Origin of the sequence: Streptomyces sp. NPDC006335 (assembly GCF_040612795.1) — a bacterium.
In the GTDB taxonomy this organism is placed as follows: Bacteria; Actinomycetota; Actinomycetes; order Streptomycetales; family Streptomycetaceae; genus Streptomyces.
Map to the genome: position 1 here is coordinate 1 of NZ_JBEXQX010000022.1, position 22,297 is coordinate 22,297.

The window sequence follows — 22,297 nt, forward strand, 5'->3', positions numbered from 1 at the left end:
GACCGAGACCTCCACGCGGTGCGGGCGCCCGTCGTTGAGGATCCCGGCGAAGGGGCCCGCGGAGCGGGTTATGCAGCGCTGGCGCGCTGCATAAGAAACGGCTCCGCTGACGCTCCGCCAAATTCCCTCGCAAGCGAGGGAATCGAATTCCGCAAGCGGAATTCTGAGTGCGTGTCAATTCACGCAAGCGCGAATTGACGGAATCCCGCAAGCGGGATTCCTGGAGCTGGCAGCAAGGGGGGCTGCATCATGCGCGGGCCTGTGTAAGGCTTGGGATTCCCAGCCCCCACTCCTGCAACGGATGTGACGGATCATCGGGCTGACGGAGTGCCAGCCTCACTGCAGTGACAGGCTCCGCTGCGCTTCACCCGAACCCATCCCCAACTCCCGATGCTATCCACGCTTGCGACCAAAACCCGGCCAGCATGCACGTCAAACCGCCAAGGTAAGGCAGAATCCGTCGACGCATCATCCGGGGGGGGTGGACGCGCATAGTGGGTAATGCACCATCTTTGTTACCTGTGTAGCGTTTGGGCTCCAGCAAGCTGCCTACGGTCCGCACTGTGCTCACGGAGCCGCACGCGAAGCTGCGCGCGCCACGATGGGGTCCGGGCGTTCCGGGCGATGGCCGACCCCGGCGCAAAACTGGAAGTGCGCAAGGGGTCGGATGGGGAAGGGAAGGCCACGTCATGACGTCCTCTGCCGAGGAATGGGTACCTCGCCGGAACGTGCTGTGGGGCAGCTTCAACGGTCTCGCGTACGTGCCGAGGCTTCCTCCCACCACCTACACGCTGCTGCTGCACATGATGACCGAGCAGGAACCGGGCGGCTTGGTCGTCGCCACGCACGACGAACTCGCCCACGGTCTCGCCATGGAACGCGGCATGATCAGCCGCGCGATGCCGCACCTGGTCGCCGCCCGGCTCGTCACCGTGGTCCGCCGCGGATGCTTCCAGCTCCATCCTGCGATCGCCGCCTTCAACGATCCCCGCGAGCAGCAGCGCGCCCTCAAGGCCCTGCCCCGGGACATGCAGCTGGACGTCGGCGACTTGAAGGATGAGTACGAGCGCCGCTTCCAGCTCCACCTGGATAAGAAGGTCCGCAAGGCCGAAGCGAAGGCCAAGGGAAACGTCACGCCCATCACCAAGTCGACGCTCAAGCGCGTTCACTGACCCGGCCGCATCGTGCAGCTGGGAGTCCGGCTTCAGGTTGCTCGACGAACGCCTGATCGCACCAAGCACTGTACGGAACTGCTTGGCGATGTCCGGTGGAGCACTCGCCTGCATTTGCTCACCCATAGGAACTATCACGGCAGCCGGCGGCCGGGCCCACGTGTTCGGTTCATCGTCGGGTGGGGCGCTCGCGCTGGAGGCAGCTGGCGCCAGCGTGCCCATCGACAGGATCGCCGCTCATGAGGTGTCGTATCTCCTCGGCGACGAACTGGTCGCCACCTGGCGGGCCTACATCAGAGATCTCGCTGTCGATAGCGCTGGATGAGCCGCCTGCGCCGTACCGGTGAGGTCTTCTGGGCCGGCTGAAGGCTGGACTGGCCGCGACTGAGTCATTCCGCCTCCCCCGCGCGCCGTCGATGCCTCAGTCATCACTCGCCTGCCCACTCGCCAAACCGCAACACTCAGTCACAGTAATTGCTCGCCATTCAAGGCCCCAAGTTCAGTAGTCGAAATCCATGTAGTCGATGTGCTGCTCACTTTTCTTTCTACCTCTGCCATGGGACTCCTGCGTCAACGACGTTCCGTGGACGCATTGGGAACGCGTACGCGGCACCTGATTAACCCAGGGCCAATGTCACCGGAACGGGGACGGAGAATGCTCAGGTAAGGCGACTTAGAACCTCGGCCCAGGCGGCTTGTGAACAAGATCCTCTGTGCCGCTGGTAGGGCAGGCGAGTCCTAGCCGCGCGAGGTGTACGGCTTTTCAGTCAGCTTCCTTTGGGAGAGAAATCATGAGTGAAGGTCCTCGAGTTACCGTGGACGAGGCGACGCAGGCGGCCCTATCCGGCGCCATCAGAGCCTTGGAGGAACGCAATTCCGACCGCAGTGGAATGTTCCCTGCCCTCACACTCGGAATAGTAGTCAATTTGCAAGAATGGGATGGGTCGCAAAGCACGGAAAATCCCTCACCCCCCGCGCCCGAAGGATAGACATGTCTTCCAGGGAACACGCTGCGGATGACCGTAACAGGGGCCATGATCCCTACTGCCCCAGCGCCCAGCCAGATATGTCCGGGGCCGTGGTGTTCGGCGTGGTAGCCGGAACAGCCAATGAGCCGCATGTGCGCTATCTGGACCAGCTGATTCCCGTAACGACAGAGGTTACGGATCTGGCCCAGCCAGTTGAGCCCGCCGAGGTGTTCCGTATCGGCGCCCCATGCGCAGGAAGTAGTTGTCGTCACTTCGACGGTGCCCAGTGCAGCTTGATTCAGAGGATCACACGTGTCTTGCCGCCAGAGACAGGTAGCTTGCCGGCCTGTCGCCTGCGGCCTCGTTGCCGCTGGTGGCAGGAACAGGGAGCAGAGGCCTGCCACCGCTGCCCCATGGTTGTAACCCTTCAACATCATCCGTCTCCTGACGTCATCGAGGTCGCGAGACCGCCCGATGAATCTCCTCCTGATCACACCCCATGAAGTGGTGTGTCCGGGCCGTGGCCCGGAACGCGCGGGTGTCTACTCGAGGCGCACATCCGCCTTTCAGGTGACCCGAGAATGAGGGGGCGGCGCTATGAACCCAGTCGGCAGACTGCCAACCAACCCTCCCAGGAGGAAGCGATGAGCGAAATCGTCAGTTATCTCCTAAGCGGGAACAACATCGAAGTCGAGTACCAAGATGGGGAACTCCGTCTCGATGGCGATGACCATTTTTTGAAGAGTTCTCGTCAATTGTCCGAGATAGATCTTACGCGAACGGAGACCGAGATCGGCACTCTTATCACAGGCGTGCTTCTCGATTCGTCTCGTAATGGCACCAAGGTCACAATTAGCGTGCTCCTGCCCGACACGCAATTTCCAGCAGAAGTGAATACTGCTGAAATAAAAAGTGTGGCCATCATCACGGATGACTATCACCACGTACTGGGGTCGCCGCCTCCCGTGCTGTATGACTACGAAATTCGACCACTAACTGGTACTGCGTTTCGAACCCCTCAGGGGTAGCACAGGGCTCGTGTTGGCTTGATGGGTGGATTCGGTGCCCGCGTCATGATTCGGGCCGTAGTGGCCGACAGCGTCCACGTCCGAGGACCGCGATATGGCTCAGCTGGCTGGAATCGCGAACTCTATCCAGAGGGGGAAGTGGTCGGAGACGTGCCAGGACAGGTCGTTGCGGGTGCCGTCGCCTTGGAGGGCGTCGACGAAGTCGACCTGGCCTCCGGCGACGGCTTCCAGGTTCAGGACGGGGCGGTGCTGCTGGCCCTTGGTGAACCAGGCGATCTGATCGTAGAAGTGCGCGGCGCCGGGCTTGTCGAAGATCGTGCGGGGCAAGCCTTCCAGCTGCGGGGCCGGGGTGAGGCCGGTGGAGGTGAAGGCCTCGAAGAGTGGGTCGCCGGCGCGGTCGATGTTGAAGTCGCCGAGCGCGATGAGGTTGTGGTCCCAGCCGAACTCACGTTCCGCCCAGCCGGCCAGCCACTTCGCGATCGCTTTGAGTTCCGGTACCCGGTCGACGGCCGCCGTGCCGTAGTCGACGTGCAGGGTGACGAGGGTGAAGGTCTGACCGGAGGAGAGGAAGCTGACGGCGTAAGGGGTGCGGGCGAACTGTCGCTCCAGACCGCTTGCGCTCACCCTGGCGTCCTGTTCGAGCGGCACCACCAGCTCGCAGGCCAGGCCTGACGGTTTGACCCGGTGGGTGTCGAACAGGAACGCCAGGCGCTCGTTGTTGCCGTCCTTGCCGAGGGTGACGTCGGTGAGGATGAACGCCCAGTCCTCGCCCAGGACCTTCAACAGGTAGCGCAGGGCACGTAGGTTGCCGCGGACCTCCTGCACCGCGACCACGTCGAACTGGCGGATCACCGTCGCGATCGCGTGGATGTCGGTGAAGTTCCGCTTCGGGGAAATGCCCTCGCCGGTCTTCCATGCCTTGGTCAGGTCCCCGAAGGCGCGCAGGTTCCACGTCGCGACCAGGAGATTCGAGCCATCCGCCTTTGCCGACACGAGGCCGTCGACCATCGCGTCCCACTGCGCGAGGTGTGTCGCGACTGTCTGCGGCGGGGCCAGGTTGTCCACTTCAGGCGGCATGCTCTCCTCCTCAATTGGACAGGGGCTTCTTGAGCGTGCACGTTTTTGGATCGGCACGGCTTCCTCGATCTCGGCAAGCCGATGGACGCGGACGGTGTCGGTTCACTCCGGGACGCGAGGCGAGCCGGTCCAGGACCAGCGCCCGCTACGTGCCGTCAGTGACCTCGGGAGCGTTCAGCGCGAGTGCCAGCAACGCGGCGGAAACCTCCTGGATCACCTGTTCGGCCTCGCTGAACGCTGGTTGGAAGCTGTCACCGCACTCGATCGTGTAGCCAAAGACTTTCGTAGCGGCGGGGTTGGTGAGGTGCCGGCTGTAGGCGTAGTCGTCGCTCGTCCCCGAGGTGGGGTACAGCCCGTACGCTGCCTGGACTTTGTAGTCGACACCGCGCACTGCACGTACCGCGTCATTCATCCGTTCCGCCAGTTCGACCGAGATTTTCAGATCTCGTTCGGGGATAAATTCGCCGATGCTGTCGTCCGGTCGCCCTCGAATGCCGTCGAGACTGGGGTTGCGGAAGTTGTCCGCCGGGGTTGTGCACTGGTTCTGGTCGGAGCCCCAGTTGTGCAGGATCACCGGGACGGCGCTGTGGACGTCGGTCATCCACTGGATCTGCGGATAGGTGTCGAGAGCCCAGACCACGTTGCGGGTCTCGGGCTCCGATGCAGCGGCTGGCCCTCGGTAGACCTGCGGATTGCATGGTTCGCTCGACGTGTGGACGTCCGCGTCCGGGGCGAACTTCGAGGTGTGATCCCACAGGAAGTCGAAGTTCCGGTTCAGATCCACGCCAATGCAAGAGGAGCCTGTGGACCCGGCAGGTGCCGGTCGGCGGTTCTTGCGCCACGTTGCGGAAGTGGTTTGGCTGAAAGCCCGGCCGTCGGGGTTGACGCAGGGGAAGAAGAACAGGTTGAGGTTCTGGACGACCTGTGTGACCTGCGCCGCCGTAAACGTCGATGCCCCGTACCCGAGCCCTGTGGCACGGTCGTGTGCCTCGAGTACGTCTGCTGCCAAAGAAACCAGCGCGTCGGGTGGAACCCACTCCCGGGCGTGGATCCCGCCCAACAGCAGGATGGCCGGTACTTCGTCGGCCTGGCGTGTCCCGACGCGCAACAGCCTCGTTGTTCGGCCCTCGTGGGTGAGGTGGGGCGGGGTGATGACCTCCGAGGCGTCGGGGTAGGCGTCGTGCAGGCTGGTGATCGCCGATTCGATCTCGGCCACGCTGAGATACACGTTCACTCCTTCCGACCGAGGCCGTGTGGGACTGCGTCCCGCTGTGCGAAGCGGTCACCGTCGCCCACCTCTTCCTTGAGGCTGCGCCAGATTTCCGTAACGTTTTCGATCACGGTGATGTCCACCAGCGGTGCCGATCTGGCTGCTCTGGCCTGTTCAAGCTGCTCCTGGCGGAAGTAGAGGTCCAGGCCCACGCCCGCCTGAGTGTGGCGCGCGATGGCGCGACAGCCGATATCGGGCTGCGTGTCGTGGAGGAACTCTCTGAGGGCTTGGGCGTTCTCGGCGAGAACGTGGCAGCGGATGACATCCTGTTCCTGGCTCATGGCGTCATCCCGTCCGCGAGCGCAACGGCCCGGGATGCGTTGACCCGTCCGAAGCCGTAGTCGTCATTGTGGCCGGCTGCGTCGTAGTGGACTTGTGGTCCTCCGATCTTGTCGGCCGACTCGTGCATCACCTCGCGCAGTTGGTCTCTGGTGAGGTGGGGGTTCACCGACAGTGCCAGGGCGGCGCACCCGGCCGCGCACGGAGCGGCGAAACTGGTGCCGGTGCTGGTTCCATATCCGCCGCCGGACTTGGTGCTGAAGACCTTGACACCGGGTGCGATCAGTTCGACCTCTGGGCCTCGTGCCGCGTTGTCCTCCCGATCCTGATTGTTGGAGCGCACAACGGCGATCACGTCCGGGTGGGAGACCACTTCGTCCTTGGTGACGTCGGCGTTCTTGCCGTTGCTCGCGGCCCAGAAGATCGCCAGCCCTTTTCCTTGGCGGCCGTTAGTGGCCGCGAATTCGAGCGCGAGGTCCAGGGCGCTGGTCAGATCCCAGTCCGCGCCGTCCGGGCCCAGACTGCTCACCAGGATGTCTGCCCCCCTGTCAGGGGCAATCCCGGGGACTTCCGTGGAGGGGACGGCCGCGTATGCCACTGCGCGGGCGAGCGTTGTCTGCGTACCGACCTGGTCTTTGAGACATGCCAGGAGCATCAGGCTGCACTCGGGTGCGGCGCCGGTACCGCCAGCACCGTTGTTGTGTCTGGCTCCGACCATACCGGCGCAGAAGGTGCCGTGATCCTTGTCAGGCATCCCCGAGGTGCCCGGGACGAAGACTGTGTCTGCTGCTGTGTCGTCGAAGAATCCCGACAGCGGATCCACGCCGGGGGCGAGGTCTGGGTGCTCCGTGTCAAAACCGTTGTCTATGACAGCGACTCGTATCCCAGCCCCGAAGGTGCGGTCCCAGGCCGACTCGATATGGACGTCGGCGTCCGGGGTGCCGCCGCCTGTGCCGGCGTTCCTCCATTGCCACTGCTGGGCGTACCGGGCACCAGCGGGCCTGAATCGCGCGGGAACGTGTTCGATGAACGATGGTTCAGCGAAGACGAAATGGTCGTTGTTGTGGAGGGCGACGGAGGCCTCGAGGGCGTCGTGTGACGCCGTGGCGCGCACCTCATAAAGGTTCTCCGCGAAGCGGAGTTTGTTGACGATGGTCAGACCCACCGATTCGATCTCGCGTCTGGCCTCTTCCTCCGAAAATATCGGCTGCAGTTGCACAGTCAGGGCGTCGGTCGCGATACCGATCCTGCCGTTGGAGCGCCGGATGACGTTACCAGTCGCCTCCGTGCCGGGGATCTCCTCCCCTGCGGTGAACGCTTCGCGCGTCTCCGGGTTCGGCCTGACAAATCGCCAGTTCGCACGGGCGAAGGCGTCGCTCGTCTCGTCGTCGACGCCTGCCTCGCGTACCTGCTCGCGGGCGCTGCTCCCCAGTGCCACCGCCTCGGCGGCTTCTTCGCCAAGGGTGTGAAAGTCAAAGCTAAACTTGACCGCGATTACATCGTCGAGTTGTTCCGCCTCGACGAGGTGACCACGCTGATAGTACTGACGTGACATGATGCCTCTTTAATGTCGGGGCAAATCCCTGGCCGGTGACGACAGGCTCCTGCCCCACAGCGCGAGGTGCAATTCCGCTCTGCCGGGTCAGAGTTCTGCGTCGTGCGCCCAGTGCACGAACGGCGCAGGGACCGGATCACCTGTCCTGGCTTCCGGTCCCTGCTTTGACTTCTCCAACGCACCGACCTTTCCGGAGGTCCGGAAAGGTCGACAGAATTCCGGAAACTGATCCCCGTGATGCGTTCAGGCGCTGGTCAGATGGCTGCCTACCAGCTGACTCCGACACCAATGCCGAAGGCACTGACGCCCAGGGAGAACCTTTCCTGGTCATCAGGCGGCTTGATGGATTCTGCGATCAGGGCAGAGCGGACAGGAACTCCGGAGCTGCTTCGCCACTGCATTTCCAGGTCGAGGCCGTTGGCCAGCCTCCAGAATGGTTCGAAGAGGTCTTCTGCGCGCACGTCGTCCCTCGTGACGCCTTGAGCGTCCGCAGCGTCCCTGACATGGGCAACGAAGGTTTCCTGGTTCTTGAGTTTGCTGAGGGATTCCAGGATCGAGTCCGACATTGCCTTGCTCATGAGCTGGACGACTTTCTCATAAGCCTCGTAGTCGGCGTCCGTTTCCGCTGCTCGCGCGGGTGCCTGTGTGGCCGCCATAACGTTTCCTTTCTGGTGCCGCTCCCCCGGCGATGTCACGCGACGCCAGCTTGGCGATATAAAGCGGCGGTTCCGCGTAACTGCTACCTGGGAGGGAGCTCCTGATGCTTCACTCCTGAGCATCCCCCGCCCCTGTTCGGGCGATATGGACGGCACATGCTCATTAGCGTGACGTGAGCGTTTCCTAGGTATCAACGGCACGTCATCGCCGCAGGCAGCGGCCTCGGGTACAGAGGTCAAAGAAAATGTGAGCGGCAGGCTTGTCCGGGCTCCACCTGCGGCAATGAGCTGACCAACCGGATGCGCTCGGCACATGCCGACGGCACAGTGGTGCACGTGCTTGGAAACGAAGCTTCGGCCGGGGTCTCCCTCGAACTGCTGGGTGCCTTCGAGCTCACCTGCTGTGGCAGCAGGGTGCCGGCACCTCTTGGAGCTCAGCGACTGCTGGCGTTCCTAGGTCTCAGACCCGACGGCGTCCACCGCAGCGCCGCAGCGGAGCAGTTGTGGCCCGACTACCCGTGCCACCGGGCCGCAGCCAACCTCCGCTCGGCGCTGTGCCAGGGTCGGCGTGCCTGCTGTGTCACTCTGATCGAATGCGTCGGGCAGCGCCTGCGGGTATCGCCAGTGGTCCAGGTTGATGTGCTCCGAAGCCGCGACGTGGCACGACAGATCATCGACGGGCCGGCACCACCACCCGCCGAGAGCGAAACCCTCATAGAAGAGTTCGCCCGGGAGCTGTTGCCGGGCTGGCCTGATGAGTGGCTGCAGTCGGACCGCGGACGCTGGGACCAAATGCGCCTGTACGCCCTGGAAAGCCTGGCGCAGCAGCTGCTGACCGCCCATCAGTATCTGCCCGCCCTCCAGGCTGCCCTGACAGCCACCGCAATCGATCCGATCCGGGAGACCGCCCACCGCACCGTCATCGAGATTCATCTCGCCGAAGGCAACGTCGCCAGCGCGGTGAGGTGTTACCAGCAATACGAGGCTTACCTTCAGCGGGAGCTCAGGGTCAGCCCGTCGCCTCAAATGACCGATCTGCTGCAGGGGCTGCCGTGCATCCAGGCGGACCGGTACAGAAAGCAGCTCAGTGCGCCGCCACAGGCCGCAGCACCGGCATCCGACCGGCTGCGGGGACAGGCCGGCGGCTCACGCGCACCAGGACGTGGCCGCAACGCTTCGTGAACGCCACGGCAAACACAGAGCTGACGGCAGGAACCTAGGATGGTGAGCCATCCAGAAGAGGGATAAGCCTGAGCAATCCGGGCCCGCCGAGAAACCTGGCACCCAGGACCGCCGGGTGACACCGATGGCGGGCGGCGTGCCGAGTCGGACACGTCCGGCGAACGTTGGCTCATATTTTCCCACGCACAACCAAGGCCCGGTCGGCACGAGCAACGCCCTGGGCGGCCCTTCACCGGGCGACTCAGATCGGTAAATCGAACGTGCCAGACGATGCAGCGCACCCTCTCGCTTTTCCTATCAAACTCGGAGGTACCCATGCCCTGGGAAATGACTCAAGAGATGGAATCCGGTGACGTGGTCAGCATACTGGGGATAGATCACGTGTTCTACGAAGACGTGATGCGAACGAGAGGGACTCCCTCCTGGAACAACAATAATCCCGGAAACATCGTCTCCTCCGGAGAAGCAGAGAATTACGGCGCCTACCACGGAAAGCGCAACGACATATTTGCGATTTTTCCAAGTGAAGAGCAAGGGCTCTCCGCTGTTCGGCAGTTCCTGTTGAGGCGCAAAGAGAAGACGATTCTGCAAATGATGCACATTTACGCTCCCAGCGGACACGGTTCAAACAATCCCGAGGTCTATGCCCTGCAAGTCGCGACAGCCTTGGGTGTGAGCACGAATACGCTCGTAAGCCAGATGAGCCAAGACCAAGTAGCCGATTTCGCCAGGGAGATCAAGCGCATCGAGGGATGGCGTGAAGGACAGGTCCATGGTCCGGATGACCTGCCGGACGACGTGAACCATTGGCTGGCCAAGTTTTCCACGCGAGCCGAGCGCCGAGCGGCCGACCAGCCCTTCGCCAAGCAAGGGTCTCCAAAATCGGAAGGAATCAAGAACATTCAACAGCGCTTGAATGATCTCGGACGGGTGCCCGCTCTTGTCGCCGATGGAATATTCGGCCCCAAAACCGAAGCGGCCGCGAAATGGTTCCAGGCGGGACATGGACTCTCTGTAGACGGCATCGTAGGAAACAACACGTGGAAAAAGCTTGCTCAAGGATGACCAGCATGCGCAACGGGCAGATACCGCCTCATCTCAGCCTTTGCGCGCTGCGGGCCGCCGAGAAGAAGACAGACCTGCCTCACCAAGTCCCCTCGGTCCCTCGGTGCGTTGCTCAGGCTGCTGCGTCGGCAGGAGGCGGGTGTGTGCCGTCCGGGGCGGCCCTGGTCGCCGCTGGAGGATCGGGTGCTGCTGCTGGTCGCGTACTGCGCACAATCCTCACGCTGCAGCAGTCAGCCCCGCCGTTCGGGGTGTCGAAGTCTGCAGCCGCTCGGATCGTCCGCTGCACCTGACCGCAAGGTGGCGGAGGCTCACTGCGGACCACGCACCGCCACCGCATTCGCCGAGGCCCGGCGGCGTCGCCGCTCATCGCCACCACTGCCGTGGCCGCGGTCGCGAACGCGACGGCGGCGCTCATCACCTTGCGCATGTTTCCCCCCTAGCGGGTGGCCTGAGTCGTCGCAGGCCGAGCTTCGATTTGACGGGATCAGCCTGTTCCGGGGGACTGTCGGGGTCGACGGGTTTCCTGTTGCCCGCTTGGGGGGCGGCCGGGAAACCCGGTGTGAGCTGGGGATTCGCGGACGATGGTCGACCGGTGGGTCGGACGAGGCGACCGGCCGGGGTCAGAGGGTGATGACTCGGCGAGCAGGAGCCTGCGCGCGTCCCGGAGGGCGCCATCGTGGCCTCAGAATCGCTGACCCGCTGGAGCGGTTCCCACAACTCATTCGGCACGAGCCGCTCAACGGTCGAGACCACGTCCGACAGCCTCGCCCTACCGGGGGAAGCGAGCAGGCTCGTGATGATCAACGTGGACGTGGGCGGCGGGGACCGGCTGGGCTCTGGCCGTACGAGGGCCAGGTCAACCGGATCACGCTGATGCAGTCCGGACGGCGAAGGGTGTGGTTCCCCACCTCGTTCAAGGTGCGGCTCGCCTGGGAGTGGCCAGAGCTGCGCGAGCGCCGGCCCTCCCGCGCGGCGTCCGACCCTAACCGCCGTACGCCCCGCGGTAGGACACGGGTTGACGGGCTTGAAGTGAACGAAGCCACCCCACGTGGCCGGAGGGGCGAATGGGGGAACCTAGCATCCCCTCGGCTGACAGATGGCAGATTATTGGAATCCATGACTGCATGGATGATGGACATGCAACCAGCGAAGAGCCCAGACCGAAGCCGCTGTCAAAGCGTCTCGGAACATGGCTGGGTGTGACGGCGAGCGCTGCTGGCGTCCTAGCCGGGGTGCTACTCGTGATGGACCGCTGGGGGCCCAAGGACATCTCTCTTACCGAGTGGCGGACCCGAGCCAATACTGTTTGCGATAAATCCCTGAACCTATCTCCAGCACTCAACGCGTACGCGTCATTCTGGGAACTCGCAAATGAATCCGATTCACTTCCAAGCGATCAATTCGAGAGCCGGAAAGAATCGGTTGCAAATTCATTTACCCAATTGGCCGATAGAGCGCGCAGCGTCAAGGCCGACCTGAGCAGCATCGAGAGACCCAAGGGGCACGAGGCCGAGGTCGATCAACTCATCGAGAGCATTAATCACGGCAGTGAAATGACCTTTAAGCTTGCAGACGATCTGCGGGATACCGCCAATCCAAGCGAGGTCATGGCCATCTATGGCGATCGAGTTGAAGTTCTTAGCTCGACTGGAGATGAGCAGCGAGATCTTTTCGAAAAGCTCGGCGCCAAGCAATGCTATGTTGATAGCTCGGCAAACTGAAAAGCGTGCTGGAAGGCTGGTTCGCGGCAACTACGAGCGGTCACGGAGTTGACGGGCGGAGAAATTCGTCGATCGCCTTGGCGACTTCCGGGTGGGCGAGGTATTCCTCGATGCTATGGGCTCGCTCGCTCGCGTTCACCACGGCGTGTTCCTCCGTCAGCTTGCCCCAGCGGCGCTCCAGCGGACAGCCGATGGCCACCGCATCAGTCGGGCACCATGCGTTGACCCAGTTCTCGACGGCGTCGGAGCGGCGGGTGCCCGGTGGGATCAACCGGCTGTAGACCGCGTCCATCCCCAGCGGGCTGCCGGCGGTGACCAGCAGAGTGACTTTCGTTCTCTTGGGGAGTCGGTTGGCAACGAGGTCCATGCCGACCACCGTGCCGAGGCTGTGGGTGACCAGGACGAGCTCGCCGTCGGGCGGAAGCGTCTCGGCCACGCAGTCCAAAACAGCCGTGCGAATGGCGTCGTCCCGGAGGTACGTGTCCACATCTCGGAAAATGGTCGCAATGGTCAAGGCGTCGACGCCGGTCTTGGCCGCCAGCCAGCTCAGGGCGCCATGGAGGGATCCGACCACTGTGCTGCCCAGATTCTCACTGGCTGGCTGGCCGTTCTGCGGCATGCCGTCCAGGGCCGCTGCTTCCAGGACGAGCTTTTCATACGTACCGTTCACGGACTCCGTGGCGTACGCCTCCGCGGCCGCCACGGCCGGCGCGTCGGCATAGGAGATGGGAATGGCCTCGTGCTGCCCGATGGCTTCGGCAATGCGGTCGCCGTAGAACGGGAACCAGACGTTCTCCGGAGCGACGGTGGAACGGCCCGCGCGGGTGAGGCCGTGGTTCAGTCCCCCGGTCCAGCGGCGGCGAAGGTCTGCAGGGTTCTTCCCATGTTGGCTTCGGCCGTGCAGGAAGATCAGGTGCCGCCGCCCTCCGAAAGCATCCTCCGGGGCTTTCAGACCGATGTGAGGCGCGGCGGAAGCGCGGGCGGCTGCGAGGTGTGAAGGGCTACCGACTGCGGCGGCCTCCTGCGGGGGGCGGCTAGCCGGCGCAACCAGTGCCTCCACCGGACCGGCCGCGAATTCTTGCTGGAGGCCGGATTCTGGACCCATCTCGGCCAGCAGCGCACGCTGCTCGGGAGCCAATGGCAGCGCGGCCAAGTGCTTGAGGATCGAACTGGTGCGGGCGCCCTCGTTCGAGACGTAGTCGACGGTGTCGTCACTGTCGATGCCCTTCCGCCAGGGCTGACCGTCCTTGCGCAGGATGTGGCCTTGGCTGTCCGTGTTCGGCACGCCTTGGTGGTGCAGTGCCACGACCTCCCACTGGTCGTTGTAGACCGGAGAGCCGGAGTTGCCGGGCTCGGTGTCGGTCCGGTAGTGGAGGAAGTCCTCCAGCCTCTGCACCACCGCGTTGTCCCGGACAGCGATCTCCTTGAGGCGGCCCATCGGGTGCCCGATGACGTTCACCGGGTCGTTCACAACGATCTTGCCCTGCTCGATGATGAGCCGGTTCCATCCGAAAATCTCGCCCGGGAGGCGACCGTCGGCGGCGGGTTTGACCGCCACCAGCGCGTAGTCGAGGTGCTTGTCCGCCACAAAGAATGTGTCGGAGTCGAGTTGGTACCGGATCACGGTGTCGCGTGCATTGTCGATGGTGACCTGGGCGTTGAACTCCAGGAAGCAGAGCTGCGCCGTCTCCGCGTTCGGGAACACGTGGTGGTTGGTGAGCAGTAGCCGCGGTGAGACCAGGAATCCGGTGGCGTGCGGTTGTTCCAGGCCGTTGCGGAGGATCGAGATCCGGGCGACGGTGGAGCCCGCGCGGACGCCTCTCGGCAAGAAGCTCCACGGCTGGAGGTCCATGGTGAGCCCGACGATTCGCTCCAGAGTCTCGGACCCGTCCAGCGCCTCCGCGTAGATACTCTCCACCGCCGCTGTGGGCGGGACCCCACCCTGGTCAAGAAGCCGTTTGGCCCGGTTGGCGATCGCCTGCGGAGTATCGGGGTACTTCACACCCGCCGCCAGCTTGTCCTCGATCACCTCCCGCTCCGCGGTCGCGTCGCGATACCGCTTCGCCGCCGCGGCGGCCTGCTGTTCTTGCAGTTGCCGGGTTTCATCCGTTGCTGGCATGTCGGTCACCGTTCTGTACGGGCGAGGTGCGGATTTTCTTCTAGAACGTCAATCGCCGAGTCCGGCATTACTCAGGGAGCGGACCGCGGTTTTGCCGACTCAGGATTTCGCCCTGTCAGAAATGACGCAGATGTCCTGGCGAGGCTGTGCACGCTGAGCGCCGACCTGCCTCAGATCACGGCGATCAAGCGCCCCGAGCGCAGATAGGCCTGCCATCGGGACGGGCCCGAAAGACAATCCGTCCGTCCGGTATCGCTCACCGAACAAGCCCGGCTTGCCCGCCTACCGTCGCCCCCACGAGCATGCCCCGACCCTGTGAGGCCAACGTTGCCCGGATGGGGCAACAGGCGTTCCTCAAACGTCGCCCACGCGCCAACTGCGCGTCGTTGACGCAGATGGCGCTCGCCTCGACCATGCAGGTGGAAAGGCCGGAAAAGCCCCGGCGGCCCGGGCAGGGCCACAGCAGCTCCTCGCGAAGGATCGAGGCTGACGCTGCCCGACCTCCACAACCAGCGCAGTCGGCCGTCAGCCGACGTCGGAAATGGCGGCCCGGCAAGGCTCGACGCAGCAGCCAACATCTGCTCGAGCGTGGGATCGTCAGGGCGTCTGATCAGTCCGTAGGCACCTGATCTGCGCAGCTAGGAACTTGAAGCCGCTTCAGCTGGTCGGTCGCCATCCGCTCGTGCGCGGAGTCGACGGCCGGAGAGTCTGTTGCATCGCGATTGGGCCACTGGCCGCCGCGGAAGTACGGGGCCCCCACCAGGTAAGCCTGGCCGGCACTGGCCGGGGCCCTTCACGGATCGAATCCAACGATGCAAGGCGACCCGTCATGGACGACGGTAACAAGAACGACGACACGAACAACATGAGCGGCGAGCCGGAGAACCGCACGGCGCGCCTTCGCAGCCGACTGCGGGAGTGGCAGATCAGGCAGCAGGCCGCCCGCGGCTTGGCCTACGGCATCGGGAGCGGCGCGGTCAGCCTGCTCGTGCTCTGGGCACAGCACCGGTACTGACGGCGGCCGGGCGGGCCCCGCTCCCGAAAAGGCCCGCCGGCATCGTCGAGGAGACCGGCACCCGCACCTATGCGCTCAGCGAACTGATGGTGCGCGTCCCGTGGCGCAAGACCGGCGCCGCCCGCCACCTGCACGACGCCCTACTCGAGGCCGCCCCGAGGGGCGCCCCCAGGAGCACCAACCTCCATGCGCTGTACGAGTCATGGGGCTGGCGCACGCTGAGAGACCTGCGCCCCCGCATCCCCGAGGCCGCTCTTCCACGCCACGCTGCTCGACCTCCCGCAGCCCTGACGCGTGCGGCCGCGAGCTGGGGTGTAACAGAATCCGGCCGCCGACGTTTCCCTGCTGTGATGATGCGAATGACGTCCCGCTCCGTACAGCCAAGCCCAGCACAACGCATTCCACGACTGCGGGCCCCAGCCACACACAGCAGTCTGCATCCATGGGGCGCTCGGTTACCCGCTCGCGCCCCCCAGAAATGGGAACGTCGGCGGTGACCTGGGAAGACAACCCGGAGCCCAAAAATGGGAACGTTCCGAAACCGGCCCTCATTCCCTCCGTAGCTTCCCTCGAGTACCTCTCATGAGCATCCTTTGATCAAGCGTCTCGGGTGTCCGGGGTAGCGGACTCAGCGGAAGCGAAGCCGCAGAGCTGAAGACGCCTTGCGCGAGAACGGAACAAAGGAAGGAAGCGGTGTCCCGAAATCTGAGGCTCCTCGTCATACTCGCGACATGTGGTCTAGTCACGTTCACCGCCCTGACGGTCACTCTCTTAGCGATGGGCGTAAACCCGACTTTGATCGGCACGCTCATCCTGGCGATCGTGGTGGGCGTGAACCATCTCCTCCAGTCCATCACCACCAGCAGCAGGGACGTGTCCCGGTCCGTCGAGAGCAGCTCCGCGAGCCGCAACGCTCTGGGAGAGGAGACAGAGCAGCAGGCTCAGACCACAGGACACCCACGTATGACGCCTGGGGTGGTCAGGAGCGAGTCGAAGGGGACCGTCATACCGGAAGACAGCCGGGTTGACCCTTGTGACGCAGAAGACGGTTTCCCCAACCACTCGTTCCCGGAGCGCTAGATGCCAGGTCCGACCCTCGGAGCTATGCGCGAGGGCATCTCCCCCGCACACCAGTTCTGGCTCGACCTGATTCGCTGTCACGTCCGGTTGGCCAATCTGAGTTGTCAAGACATTGCAGAAAAGGCGAAATGCTGTCACGGGGAGCAGGTTTTCGCCAGCAAAGGGAAGGTGTCTGAATTCCTCCGCGCAGTACCGAAAAGACACCCCAACTGGAAGTACGCGTTCGCGGTCCAACAGATCTTGGGATCCTCGACAGTGTCCAGAGAAACCCTTGCCCGGCTCTGGGTCGACGGCGCCCGCAGCGACAAGAGGGACGACAAGTGGATTGCGCGTTCCTTCCATGACGTCAGGCTTTGGTCACCCGAAACCAGTAAGTTCGAGCAGGAGTTCCTGACGAGGTATCCGCGGAAGCCCGTGCGGGCCGGAGCTGCCGTCGGTGGTCTGGCTGCCGTCCTGCTCATGACGAGTGTTGCTGGTTTCGGGTACTTCGACCGGAACCAGCCTGACCCGCCTCCCCGCAACATCCGCATGTACATCCAACCGGAGACGGTCGGCAGCACTCTCGGGCTCCAGAAGGTCACCCTGCACGGGGATCTGGCCGTCGACATCCCGGGCTCCGAGGAGACGGCCTACATCAGGCGAGGAGAGACCATCTACCTGGGCTGCTTCCGCCCGGACAACGCCTTCGGGATCGCCGGCACGACCGCCAGCGTCGGTCCGCAGGCACTTGCCCGCGCCGGAGTCCGTGACTCCGACTGGTACTTCACGAAGTGTCAGGGCCCCTCCGTCATGCCCTCCAGCGACTCCCCCTCCCAGGAGGCGAAGTAGGAGGCAGGGCAAGGCCGGTCACAGAGCGACGGAAATCTTGCGGACCTCCCCGTACACATGGGGAGGGTCCTCACAGAGCATCGCGAGGGGGCTTTGTTGTGCTCAGTACGGTGGCGGGCCTGGCGCTGGTCGCGGAGGCGGGCCGGCGCCGCGGCGGCGATGCCGCCTGGGCTGCGTACGCAGCACCCGAGGTCGACGAACAGGTGAGCTCGGAGGCCTGTTGCGGATCCTCCAGATCAGCCCGTGCCGCGACCACCAGGTCGACGGCTTCCGCAACCAGCACATCCGTACGCCGGGCGTACGAGCACGCCGGGCACAAACCCGCCGCCTCCGCCAGCCCGCAGTCCGCGCACGGCGCCAACTGCCGCGACCGCTACCCGCCGCTCCTGCGCCGCGGCGGTCGCACGGGCATGCCGGACCTGGGCGCGATCGGCCTCCGCCGCGGTGTGGGCGCGCAGCCGCCGCTCGTAGACGGCCCGGAGCTCGGCAGTGCCCACGTCCCTCAGGTCCGCCGCGGTCTCCCTGCGGATCCTGGCCCGCACCGCGCGCCGGTCCGCGATCACCGAGGCGCAGCAGGGGCAGTCCTGCCGGGTGTCCAGGCGGACCCCGTCGTCGCACCGCACGTCCGTACGGGCGGGCCGCCGTACCAGGCCCCGCCGGATCAGCCACCTCTACGCGCTGTCGACCAACGCCGCGCCGCCGGTCTCCTCCAGCCGGTCCGCCAGCAGACCAGGTTGCGGATCCGGATGCGGCAACAGGCCTGCCAACCGGGTCAGTTCCTCCGCCACAGCAGCCTGGGGCTGGTCCTGCTGCCAGCTGGACAGCTGCTCCCGCAGCCCCGTGACCGGCTCCAGAGCCTCTCGCAGACGACGGAACGCGGTGCGGGTCAGCGGGTGGTGGACAGGTGGCGTTCGGTGTCGAGGGCGGCTGTGCAGCCGGTGCCGGCGGCTGTGATGGCCTGGCGGTAGGTGTGGTCGACCGCGTCGCCGGCGGCGAAGACGCCGGGGAGGCTGGTGCGGGTGGAGGGGGCGGCGACCTTGAGGTAGCCGGCGTCGTCGAGTTCGAGCTGGCCCTTGAAGAGGTCGGTGCGCGGGTCGTGGCCGATGGCCACGAACAGGCCGGTGACGGGGAGGGTGCGGTGTTCGCCGGTGACGGTGTCGCGCACGGTCAGGGAGGTGAGGCGGTCCTCGCCGTGGAGTTCGGTGACCTCGGTGTTCCAGGCGAAGGCTATTTTCGGGTCGGCGAAGGCACGTTCCTGCATGATCTTGGAGGCGCGCAGGGTGTCGCGGCGGTGGACGATCGTCACGGACCTGGCGAAGCGGGTGAGGAAGGTCGCCTCCTCCATCGCCGTGTCGCCGCCGCCCACCACCGCGATGTCGCGGTCCTTGAAGAAGAAGCCGTCGCAGGTGGCGCAGGAGGATACGCCGCGGCCGGAGAAGTCGTCCTCGCGGGGCAGGTTCAGTTTGCGGTGCTGGGAGCCGGTGGCGACGATCACGGTGCGGGCACGGTGTGTGGTGCCGGTGGTGTCGGTGACGGTCTTGATGTCGCCGGTGAGGTCGACCGCGGTGACGTCGTCGTCGATGATCTCGGCGCCGAATCGTTCGGCCTGGTCGCGCATGCGGTCCATCAGGTCGGGGCCCTGGACTCCCTCGGGGAAGCCGGGGAAGTTCTCCACCTCCGTGGTGGTGGTGAGGGCGCCTCCGACGAGGAGGGAGCCGGCGAAGACGAGGGGGGCCAGCTGGGCGCGGGCGGTGTAGAGGGCGGCGGTGTAGCCGGCGGGGCCGGAGCCGATGATGATGACGTCGCGTACGTCGTGGTCGCCGGTGCGGGTCACGGTGGGTCCTTCGGTCGGGTGGGATGGGTTCAGTCGATGGCCTGGGCGAAACGGAAGAAGCGGGCGGGGTCGTAGGTCCGCTTGACGGTCTGCAGGCGGGCGTAGTTCCTGCCGTAGTAGGCCTGGCGCCAGGTGGTGAGGGCCGGGTCCATGTAGTTCTGGTACGACTCGTGGTTGGAGTGGGCGTCCATGGTGGCGTGGGCCTTGTTCACCCAGGCCTGGGCGCGCTCCCGGTCGTTCTGGGCGGGGTCCGCGGTGGGCAGGGTGACGGCGTAGCCGGCGTTGAGGACCGCGTCGCGGTGGACGAACGCGGTGGCGGTGGGCGAGATCTCGTTGATGCGGCCGCCGTAGGGGAACAGGCCCAGGAAGCGGAACTGGCCGGGGCTGGGGTCGGCGGTGAAGGCGTCCAGGGCGGCCTGGGCCGCGGCCGGGGTCCAGGGCTTGGCGAAGTACTGGTTGCGCTGGGTGGTGTGGCTGTCGCGGGGCAGCTGGGCTTCGGGGGTGAAGCCGATGCGGTGGCATTCGGCGGCGGTTTTGTCGCCGCATCCGAACACCTGCATCATCGCCTGGGTGTAGGGCAGTTCACTGCTGGTGCGGCTGGTGCCGGGGTGGCCGATCGCGGTGGTGAGGCGGTCCAGGAGGCGGTCGCAGTCGCTCTTGGTGCCGTGGTAGCCGCCGGTGAGCACCACGGTGGGCTCGGTGCCGGCGGGGGCGTCGGTGGAGTGCAGGAACATCAGTTCGCCGGCGAGTTCGCGGGGTGCCGACGCCATCCAGTCCTGCCAGGCGAGGATCACCTGGAGGGCGTCGCTGTAGCGGAAGTTGAGGTTGAAGAGGGTCAGGACCGGGATCTGCACGGGCCGTACCTCGTAGTCGGTGACGATGCCGAAGTTGCCGCCGCCGCCTCCGCGCAGGGCCCAGAACAGGTCGGGGTTGTCGGTGGCCGAGGCGCGTACCGTGCGGCCGTCGGCGAGGACGACGCGGGCGGAGACGAGGCGGTCGGCGCCCATGCCGTACTTGCGGGAGGCGTAGCCGAGGCCGCCGCCCTGGATCCAGCCGCCCATGGCGACGGTGGGGCAGGTGCCGCCGGCCACCTGGATGCCGTACGGGGAGAGGGTGTTGACGATGTCGACGCCCTGGCTGCCGGGGCCGAGGCGGACGGTGGATTTGTCGACGCGGACGGTGTTGATGCGGGAGACGTCGATGACGAGACCGGGGCTCGTGGAGTAGCCGGCGGCGCTGTGGCCGCCGCTGCGGACCGCGGTGGGCAGGCCGTTGTCCTGGGCGAAGCGCACGCACGTGGCGACGTCGCTTTCGGTGGCGCAGTAGGCGACGGCCTGCGGGTGGACGGCGTCGAACTGGGCGAGCTGGAGTTGCCGGGCGGGGTCGTAGCCGGTGTCGTCGGGCAGGACGAGGCGGCCGGTGAGCTTGTTGCGCAGCGTGCTCCAGGGCACCGCGGTGCCGGCGGCCAGGACGAGACCGCCGGTGGCGGCGGTGAGCGCGGCTGCCGCGGTGGCGCCTGCCGAGGCCCGTATGAGGGAGCGTCTGCTGAACACGTGGATCACTCTCCGTTGTGTGTGGGCGGTAGCTGTGGGTGTCCCGGCGGGCGGTCGCGGTTGCGCGGGGACAGATGCAGCATCCGTGAGGACGGCGGGGGTTCGGCGGGATCGGGGCGGAGTTCGTCACCTCCGCCCCGAGTGGGGAGAGGGGGGTCAGCGGGGGCGCCTGCGGGTGGCCGGTGGGGACGTGGGCAGGTCGTGCAGGACCAGGGCGTGGGCGGCGATGCGGCGGCCGTCGCCGACGGTGACCGGGCCCAGGACGGAGGCGCCGGTACCGATGAGGACGCCATCGCCCAGGACGGGGTGACGGCGGCGTCCGCCGTCACTGTCGCGCAGCCATCCGCGGGAGCCGAGGGTGACGCCGTGATACAGCGTCACATCGTCGCCGATGACCACGGTTTCGCCGATGACGACCCCGAATCCGTGGTCGATGAAGGCGCGTCGGCCGATGCGGGCACCGGCGTGGATCTCCATGCCGGTGAGCAGGCGGGCGAGGCGGGTGAGGACCGCGGCTGTCAGCCGGTGCCCGCGCGTGTAGCGGCGGTGGGCGATCCGGTGCAGGGCGAGGCCCTGCCAGCCTGCGTGCAGCAGCGCCTCCAACCGACCGGAGCAGGACGGATCGCGTTCCAGGACGGCCTGGAGGTCCTCGCGGATCAGCCGTGGCAGCGAGGGCGTGCCGCCGGTGGCGGGGGGCCTCGTCGCGCGCAGGCGGACGCGTCGCGTCGCGGGGCGGGGGCCGGCGCCTCCCACCGCGCCGGCGGTGGTCGTCGTGGAGGCGTGCGAGCCGGTACGGGGCGCGGTGGGGTGCGGCTCGACGCGGCCGTCACCGGGCAGCGGGTGGGACGGCATCCCCGCGCCGGGTGTCGTGCCGCCCCCGGTCACCGCGCGAGAAAAGGCGGCCGGTGCCCTGCGCCCGGCACGGTCGGGGGCGGCGGGTGTGGACGTCATCGGGCCGCAGCAGGGACGGGCGCGGTGTCCAGGCGCTTGATGCGGTACATGGTGCGCTGGAACAGTTCGTCCGCGGTCAGGGTCGCGAAGCGCTGCGGGCTCGTCTCGGCGCCGGGAACGCGCAGCGGGGTCAGGGTGGTCCAGGGTGCCGGGTGGCAGAACTGGACGATGGACAGGCGTCCCTCACTCTGACCGGGCCGGGCCACCACACGGTGCACGGCGGCGCGGGCGAGGCCGTTGGTGAGCCGGTCGAGGACCATGCCGACGTTGACGACGGCGTAGCCGGGCGGCGCGTCGACGGCCAGCCACTCCCCGTCGACGAGGACTTCCAGGCCGGACGCGGTCGCCCTGGGCAGGGCGGTGATCAGGTCGAAGTCCTGGTGTTCCACCGCCCACACGTGCCTCTGCGAGGGGGCCTGCTCCATCGGCGGGTACCAGGTGGCCCGGTTGACGACGGGGCCGTCCTCCAGCATGTCGGTGAAATAGTCCGGGTGGGCGCCGAGCGCGTCGGCGAGGGCGCGGACCACGTCGTGCTGGAAGCGCACCATGCGGGTGTGCAGTTCGCGCAGCGCCGAGCCGATGCCGGGCACCAGGTGGTCGGGGAAGTACGGGTCGGGGTAGCGGGCGGGGTAGCGGACACGCAGCGGGTGCTGTGCGGGCAGCGGCGCTCCCCAGTGGAAGAGTTCCTTCCAGTCCGGTACGGCGCCCTTCTCCGCGTGTTCCACCAGGGGTGGGGTGTAGCCGGACTGGCCGTTGCTGCCCGCGACCCGGCAGGTGTTCTTGCTGTCGGGGTCCAGAGCGAAGAAGGCGTGCAGGAAGGCGTACGCCTCGTCCAGGAGGCTTTCGGGAACGGTGTTGCGGACGAGGAAGAACCCGTCGCGCAGTGCGCCGCGCAGGTGCTCTCGGCCGCCGGGCCGGTCCAGGTCGATTTCCTTGAGCATGGT

At 65.9% G+C, this 22,297-nt stretch carries 17 protein-coding genes and 1 pseudogene; 8 read left to right on the forward strand and 10 right to left on the reverse strand.

Annotated features, from left to right (window positions below; all coding sequences use genetic code 11):
* Nucleotides 1-689 precede the first annotated feature (689 nt).
* Nucleotides 690-1,172: a hypothetical protein gene (locus tag ABZ098_RS38655; protein WP_356598602.1), complete on the forward strand. Its 483-nt coding sequence runs from the start codon at nucleotides 690-692 to the stop codon at nucleotides 1,170-1,172.
* A 1,612-nt stretch (nucleotides 1,173-2,784) separates the two neighbouring features.
* Nucleotides 2,785-3,168, forward strand: a complete 384-nt coding sequence (locus ABZ098_RS38660; RefSeq protein WP_356598604.1) for a hypothetical protein — start codon at nucleotides 2,785-2,787, stop codon at nucleotides 3,166-3,168.
* A 99-nt stretch (nucleotides 3,169-3,267) separates the two neighbouring features.
* On the opposite strand, the gene ABZ098_RS38665 is transcribed toward ABZ098_RS38660, so the two are convergent.
* The 5 genes from ABZ098_RS38665 to ABZ098_RS38685 form a co-directional block, all read right to left on the reverse strand.
* Nucleotides 3,268-4,245, reverse strand: a complete 978-nt coding sequence (locus tag ABZ098_RS38665) for an endonuclease/exonuclease/phosphatase family protein (RefSeq protein WP_356598606.1) — start codon at nucleotides 4,243-4,245, stop codon at nucleotides 3,268-3,270.
* Nucleotides 4,246-4,390: 145 nt separating this feature from the next.
* The gene (locus ABZ098_RS38670) at nucleotides 4,391-5,473 is read right to left on the reverse strand and encodes a M14 family metallopeptidase (protein ID WP_356598608.1); all 1,083 of its coding nucleotides are present in this window, start codon (nucleotides 5,471-5,473) and stop codon (nucleotides 4,391-4,393) included.
* A gap of 2 nt (nucleotides 5,474-5,475) precedes the next feature.
* On the reverse strand, nucleotides 5,476-5,796 hold the full coding sequence (locus tag ABZ098_RS38675; RefSeq protein ID WP_356598610.1) for a hypothetical protein: 321 nt from the start codon (nucleotides 5,794-5,796) through the stop codon (nucleotides 5,476-5,478).
* Entirely contained in the window at nucleotides 5,793-7,349 is a 1,557-nt protein-coding gene (locus ABZ098_RS38680) for a S8 family serine peptidase (RefSeq protein ID WP_356598612.1), read from the reverse strand. The genes ABZ098_RS38675 and ABZ098_RS38680 overlap by 4 nt, the downstream gene beginning before the upstream one ends.
* Before the next feature lie 266 nt (nucleotides 7,350-7,615).
* Nucleotides 7,616-8,005: a hypothetical protein gene (locus tag ABZ098_RS38685; protein ID WP_356598614.1), complete on the reverse strand. Its 390-nt coding sequence runs from the start codon at nucleotides 8,003-8,005 to the stop codon at nucleotides 7,616-7,618.
* A gap of 336 nt (nucleotides 8,006-8,341) precedes the next feature.
* On the opposite strand from ABZ098_RS38685, the gene ABZ098_RS38690 reads away from it, so the two are divergent.
* From ABZ098_RS38690 to ABZ098_RS38705, 4 genes and pseudogenes are all read left to right on the forward strand, one after another.
* Nucleotides 8,342-9,187 carry a BTAD domain-containing putative transcriptional regulator gene (locus tag ABZ098_RS38690; RefSeq protein WP_356598616.1) on the forward strand — a complete coding sequence of 282 codons (846 nt, stop codon included), beginning with the start codon at nucleotides 8,342-8,344 and terminating at the stop codon, nucleotides 9,185-9,187.
* Between the two features lie 270 nt (nucleotides 9,188-9,457).
* Nucleotides 9,458-10,252 (forward strand): peptidoglycan-binding protein, encoded by a 795-nt coding sequence (locus tag ABZ098_RS38695; protein ID WP_356598618.1) that lies wholly within the window; start codon nucleotides 9,458-9,460, stop codon nucleotides 10,250-10,252.
* 30 nt (nucleotides 10,253-10,282) lie between these two features.
* Nucleotides 10,283-10,530, forward strand: a pseudogene (locus ABZ098_RS38700) (hypothetical protein); the annotation flags it as partial.
* Nucleotides 10,531-11,376: 846 nt separating this feature from the next.
* Complete coding sequence (locus ABZ098_RS38705; RefSeq protein WP_356598620.1) at nucleotides 11,377-11,973, forward strand: hypothetical protein; 597 nt, start codon at nucleotides 11,377-11,379, stop codon at nucleotides 11,971-11,973.
* A 40-nt stretch (nucleotides 11,974-12,013) separates the two neighbouring features.
* On the opposite strand, the gene ABZ098_RS38710 is transcribed toward ABZ098_RS38705, so the two are convergent.
* On the reverse strand, nucleotides 12,014-14,092 hold the full coding sequence (locus tag ABZ098_RS38710; protein WP_356598622.1) for a serine protease: 2,079 nt from the start codon (nucleotides 14,090-14,092) through the stop codon (nucleotides 12,014-12,016).
* A gap of 829 nt (nucleotides 14,093-14,921) precedes the next feature.
* On the opposite strand from ABZ098_RS38710, the gene ABZ098_RS38715 reads away from it, so the two are divergent.
* On the forward strand, nucleotides 14,922-15,107 hold the full coding sequence (locus ABZ098_RS38715) for a hypothetical protein (RefSeq protein WP_356598624.1): 186 nt from the start codon (nucleotides 14,922-14,924) through the stop codon (nucleotides 15,105-15,107).
* 1,104 nt (nucleotides 15,108-16,211) lie between these two features.
* The gene (locus tag ABZ098_RS38720) at nucleotides 16,212-17,015 is read left to right on the forward strand and encodes a hypothetical protein (protein WP_356598626.1); all 804 of its coding nucleotides are present in this window, start codon (nucleotides 16,212-16,214) and stop codon (nucleotides 17,013-17,015) included.
* An 886-nt stretch (nucleotides 17,016-17,901) separates the two neighbouring features.
* On the opposite strand, the gene trxB is transcribed toward ABZ098_RS38720, so the two are convergent.
* From trxB to ABZ098_RS38740, 4 genes are all read right to left on the reverse strand, one after another.
* Nucleotides 17,902-18,849, reverse strand: coding sequence for a thioredoxin-disulfide reductase (gene trxB / locus ABZ098_RS38725; protein WP_356598628.1), 948 nt, complete (start codon nucleotides 18,847-18,849; stop codon nucleotides 17,902-17,904).
* Between the two features lie 29 nt (nucleotides 18,850-18,878).
* Entirely contained in the window at nucleotides 18,879-20,402 is a 1,524-nt protein-coding gene (locus ABZ098_RS38730) for an FAD-binding oxidoreductase (protein ID WP_356598630.1), read from the reverse strand.
* 156 nt (nucleotides 20,403-20,558) lie between these two features.
* Nucleotides 20,559-21,353, reverse strand: coding sequence for a serine O-acetyltransferase EpsC (gene epsC / locus ABZ098_RS38735; RefSeq protein WP_356598632.1), 795 nt, complete (start codon nucleotides 21,351-21,353; stop codon nucleotides 20,559-20,561).
* Complete coding sequence (locus ABZ098_RS38740; protein ID WP_356598634.1) at nucleotides 21,350-22,294, reverse strand: 2-oxoglutarate and iron-dependent oxygenase domain-containing protein; 945 nt, start codon at nucleotides 22,292-22,294, stop codon at nucleotides 21,350-21,352. The genes epsC and ABZ098_RS38740 overlap by 4 nt, the downstream gene beginning before the upstream one ends.
* Nucleotides 22,295-22,297 lie beyond the last annotated feature (3 nt).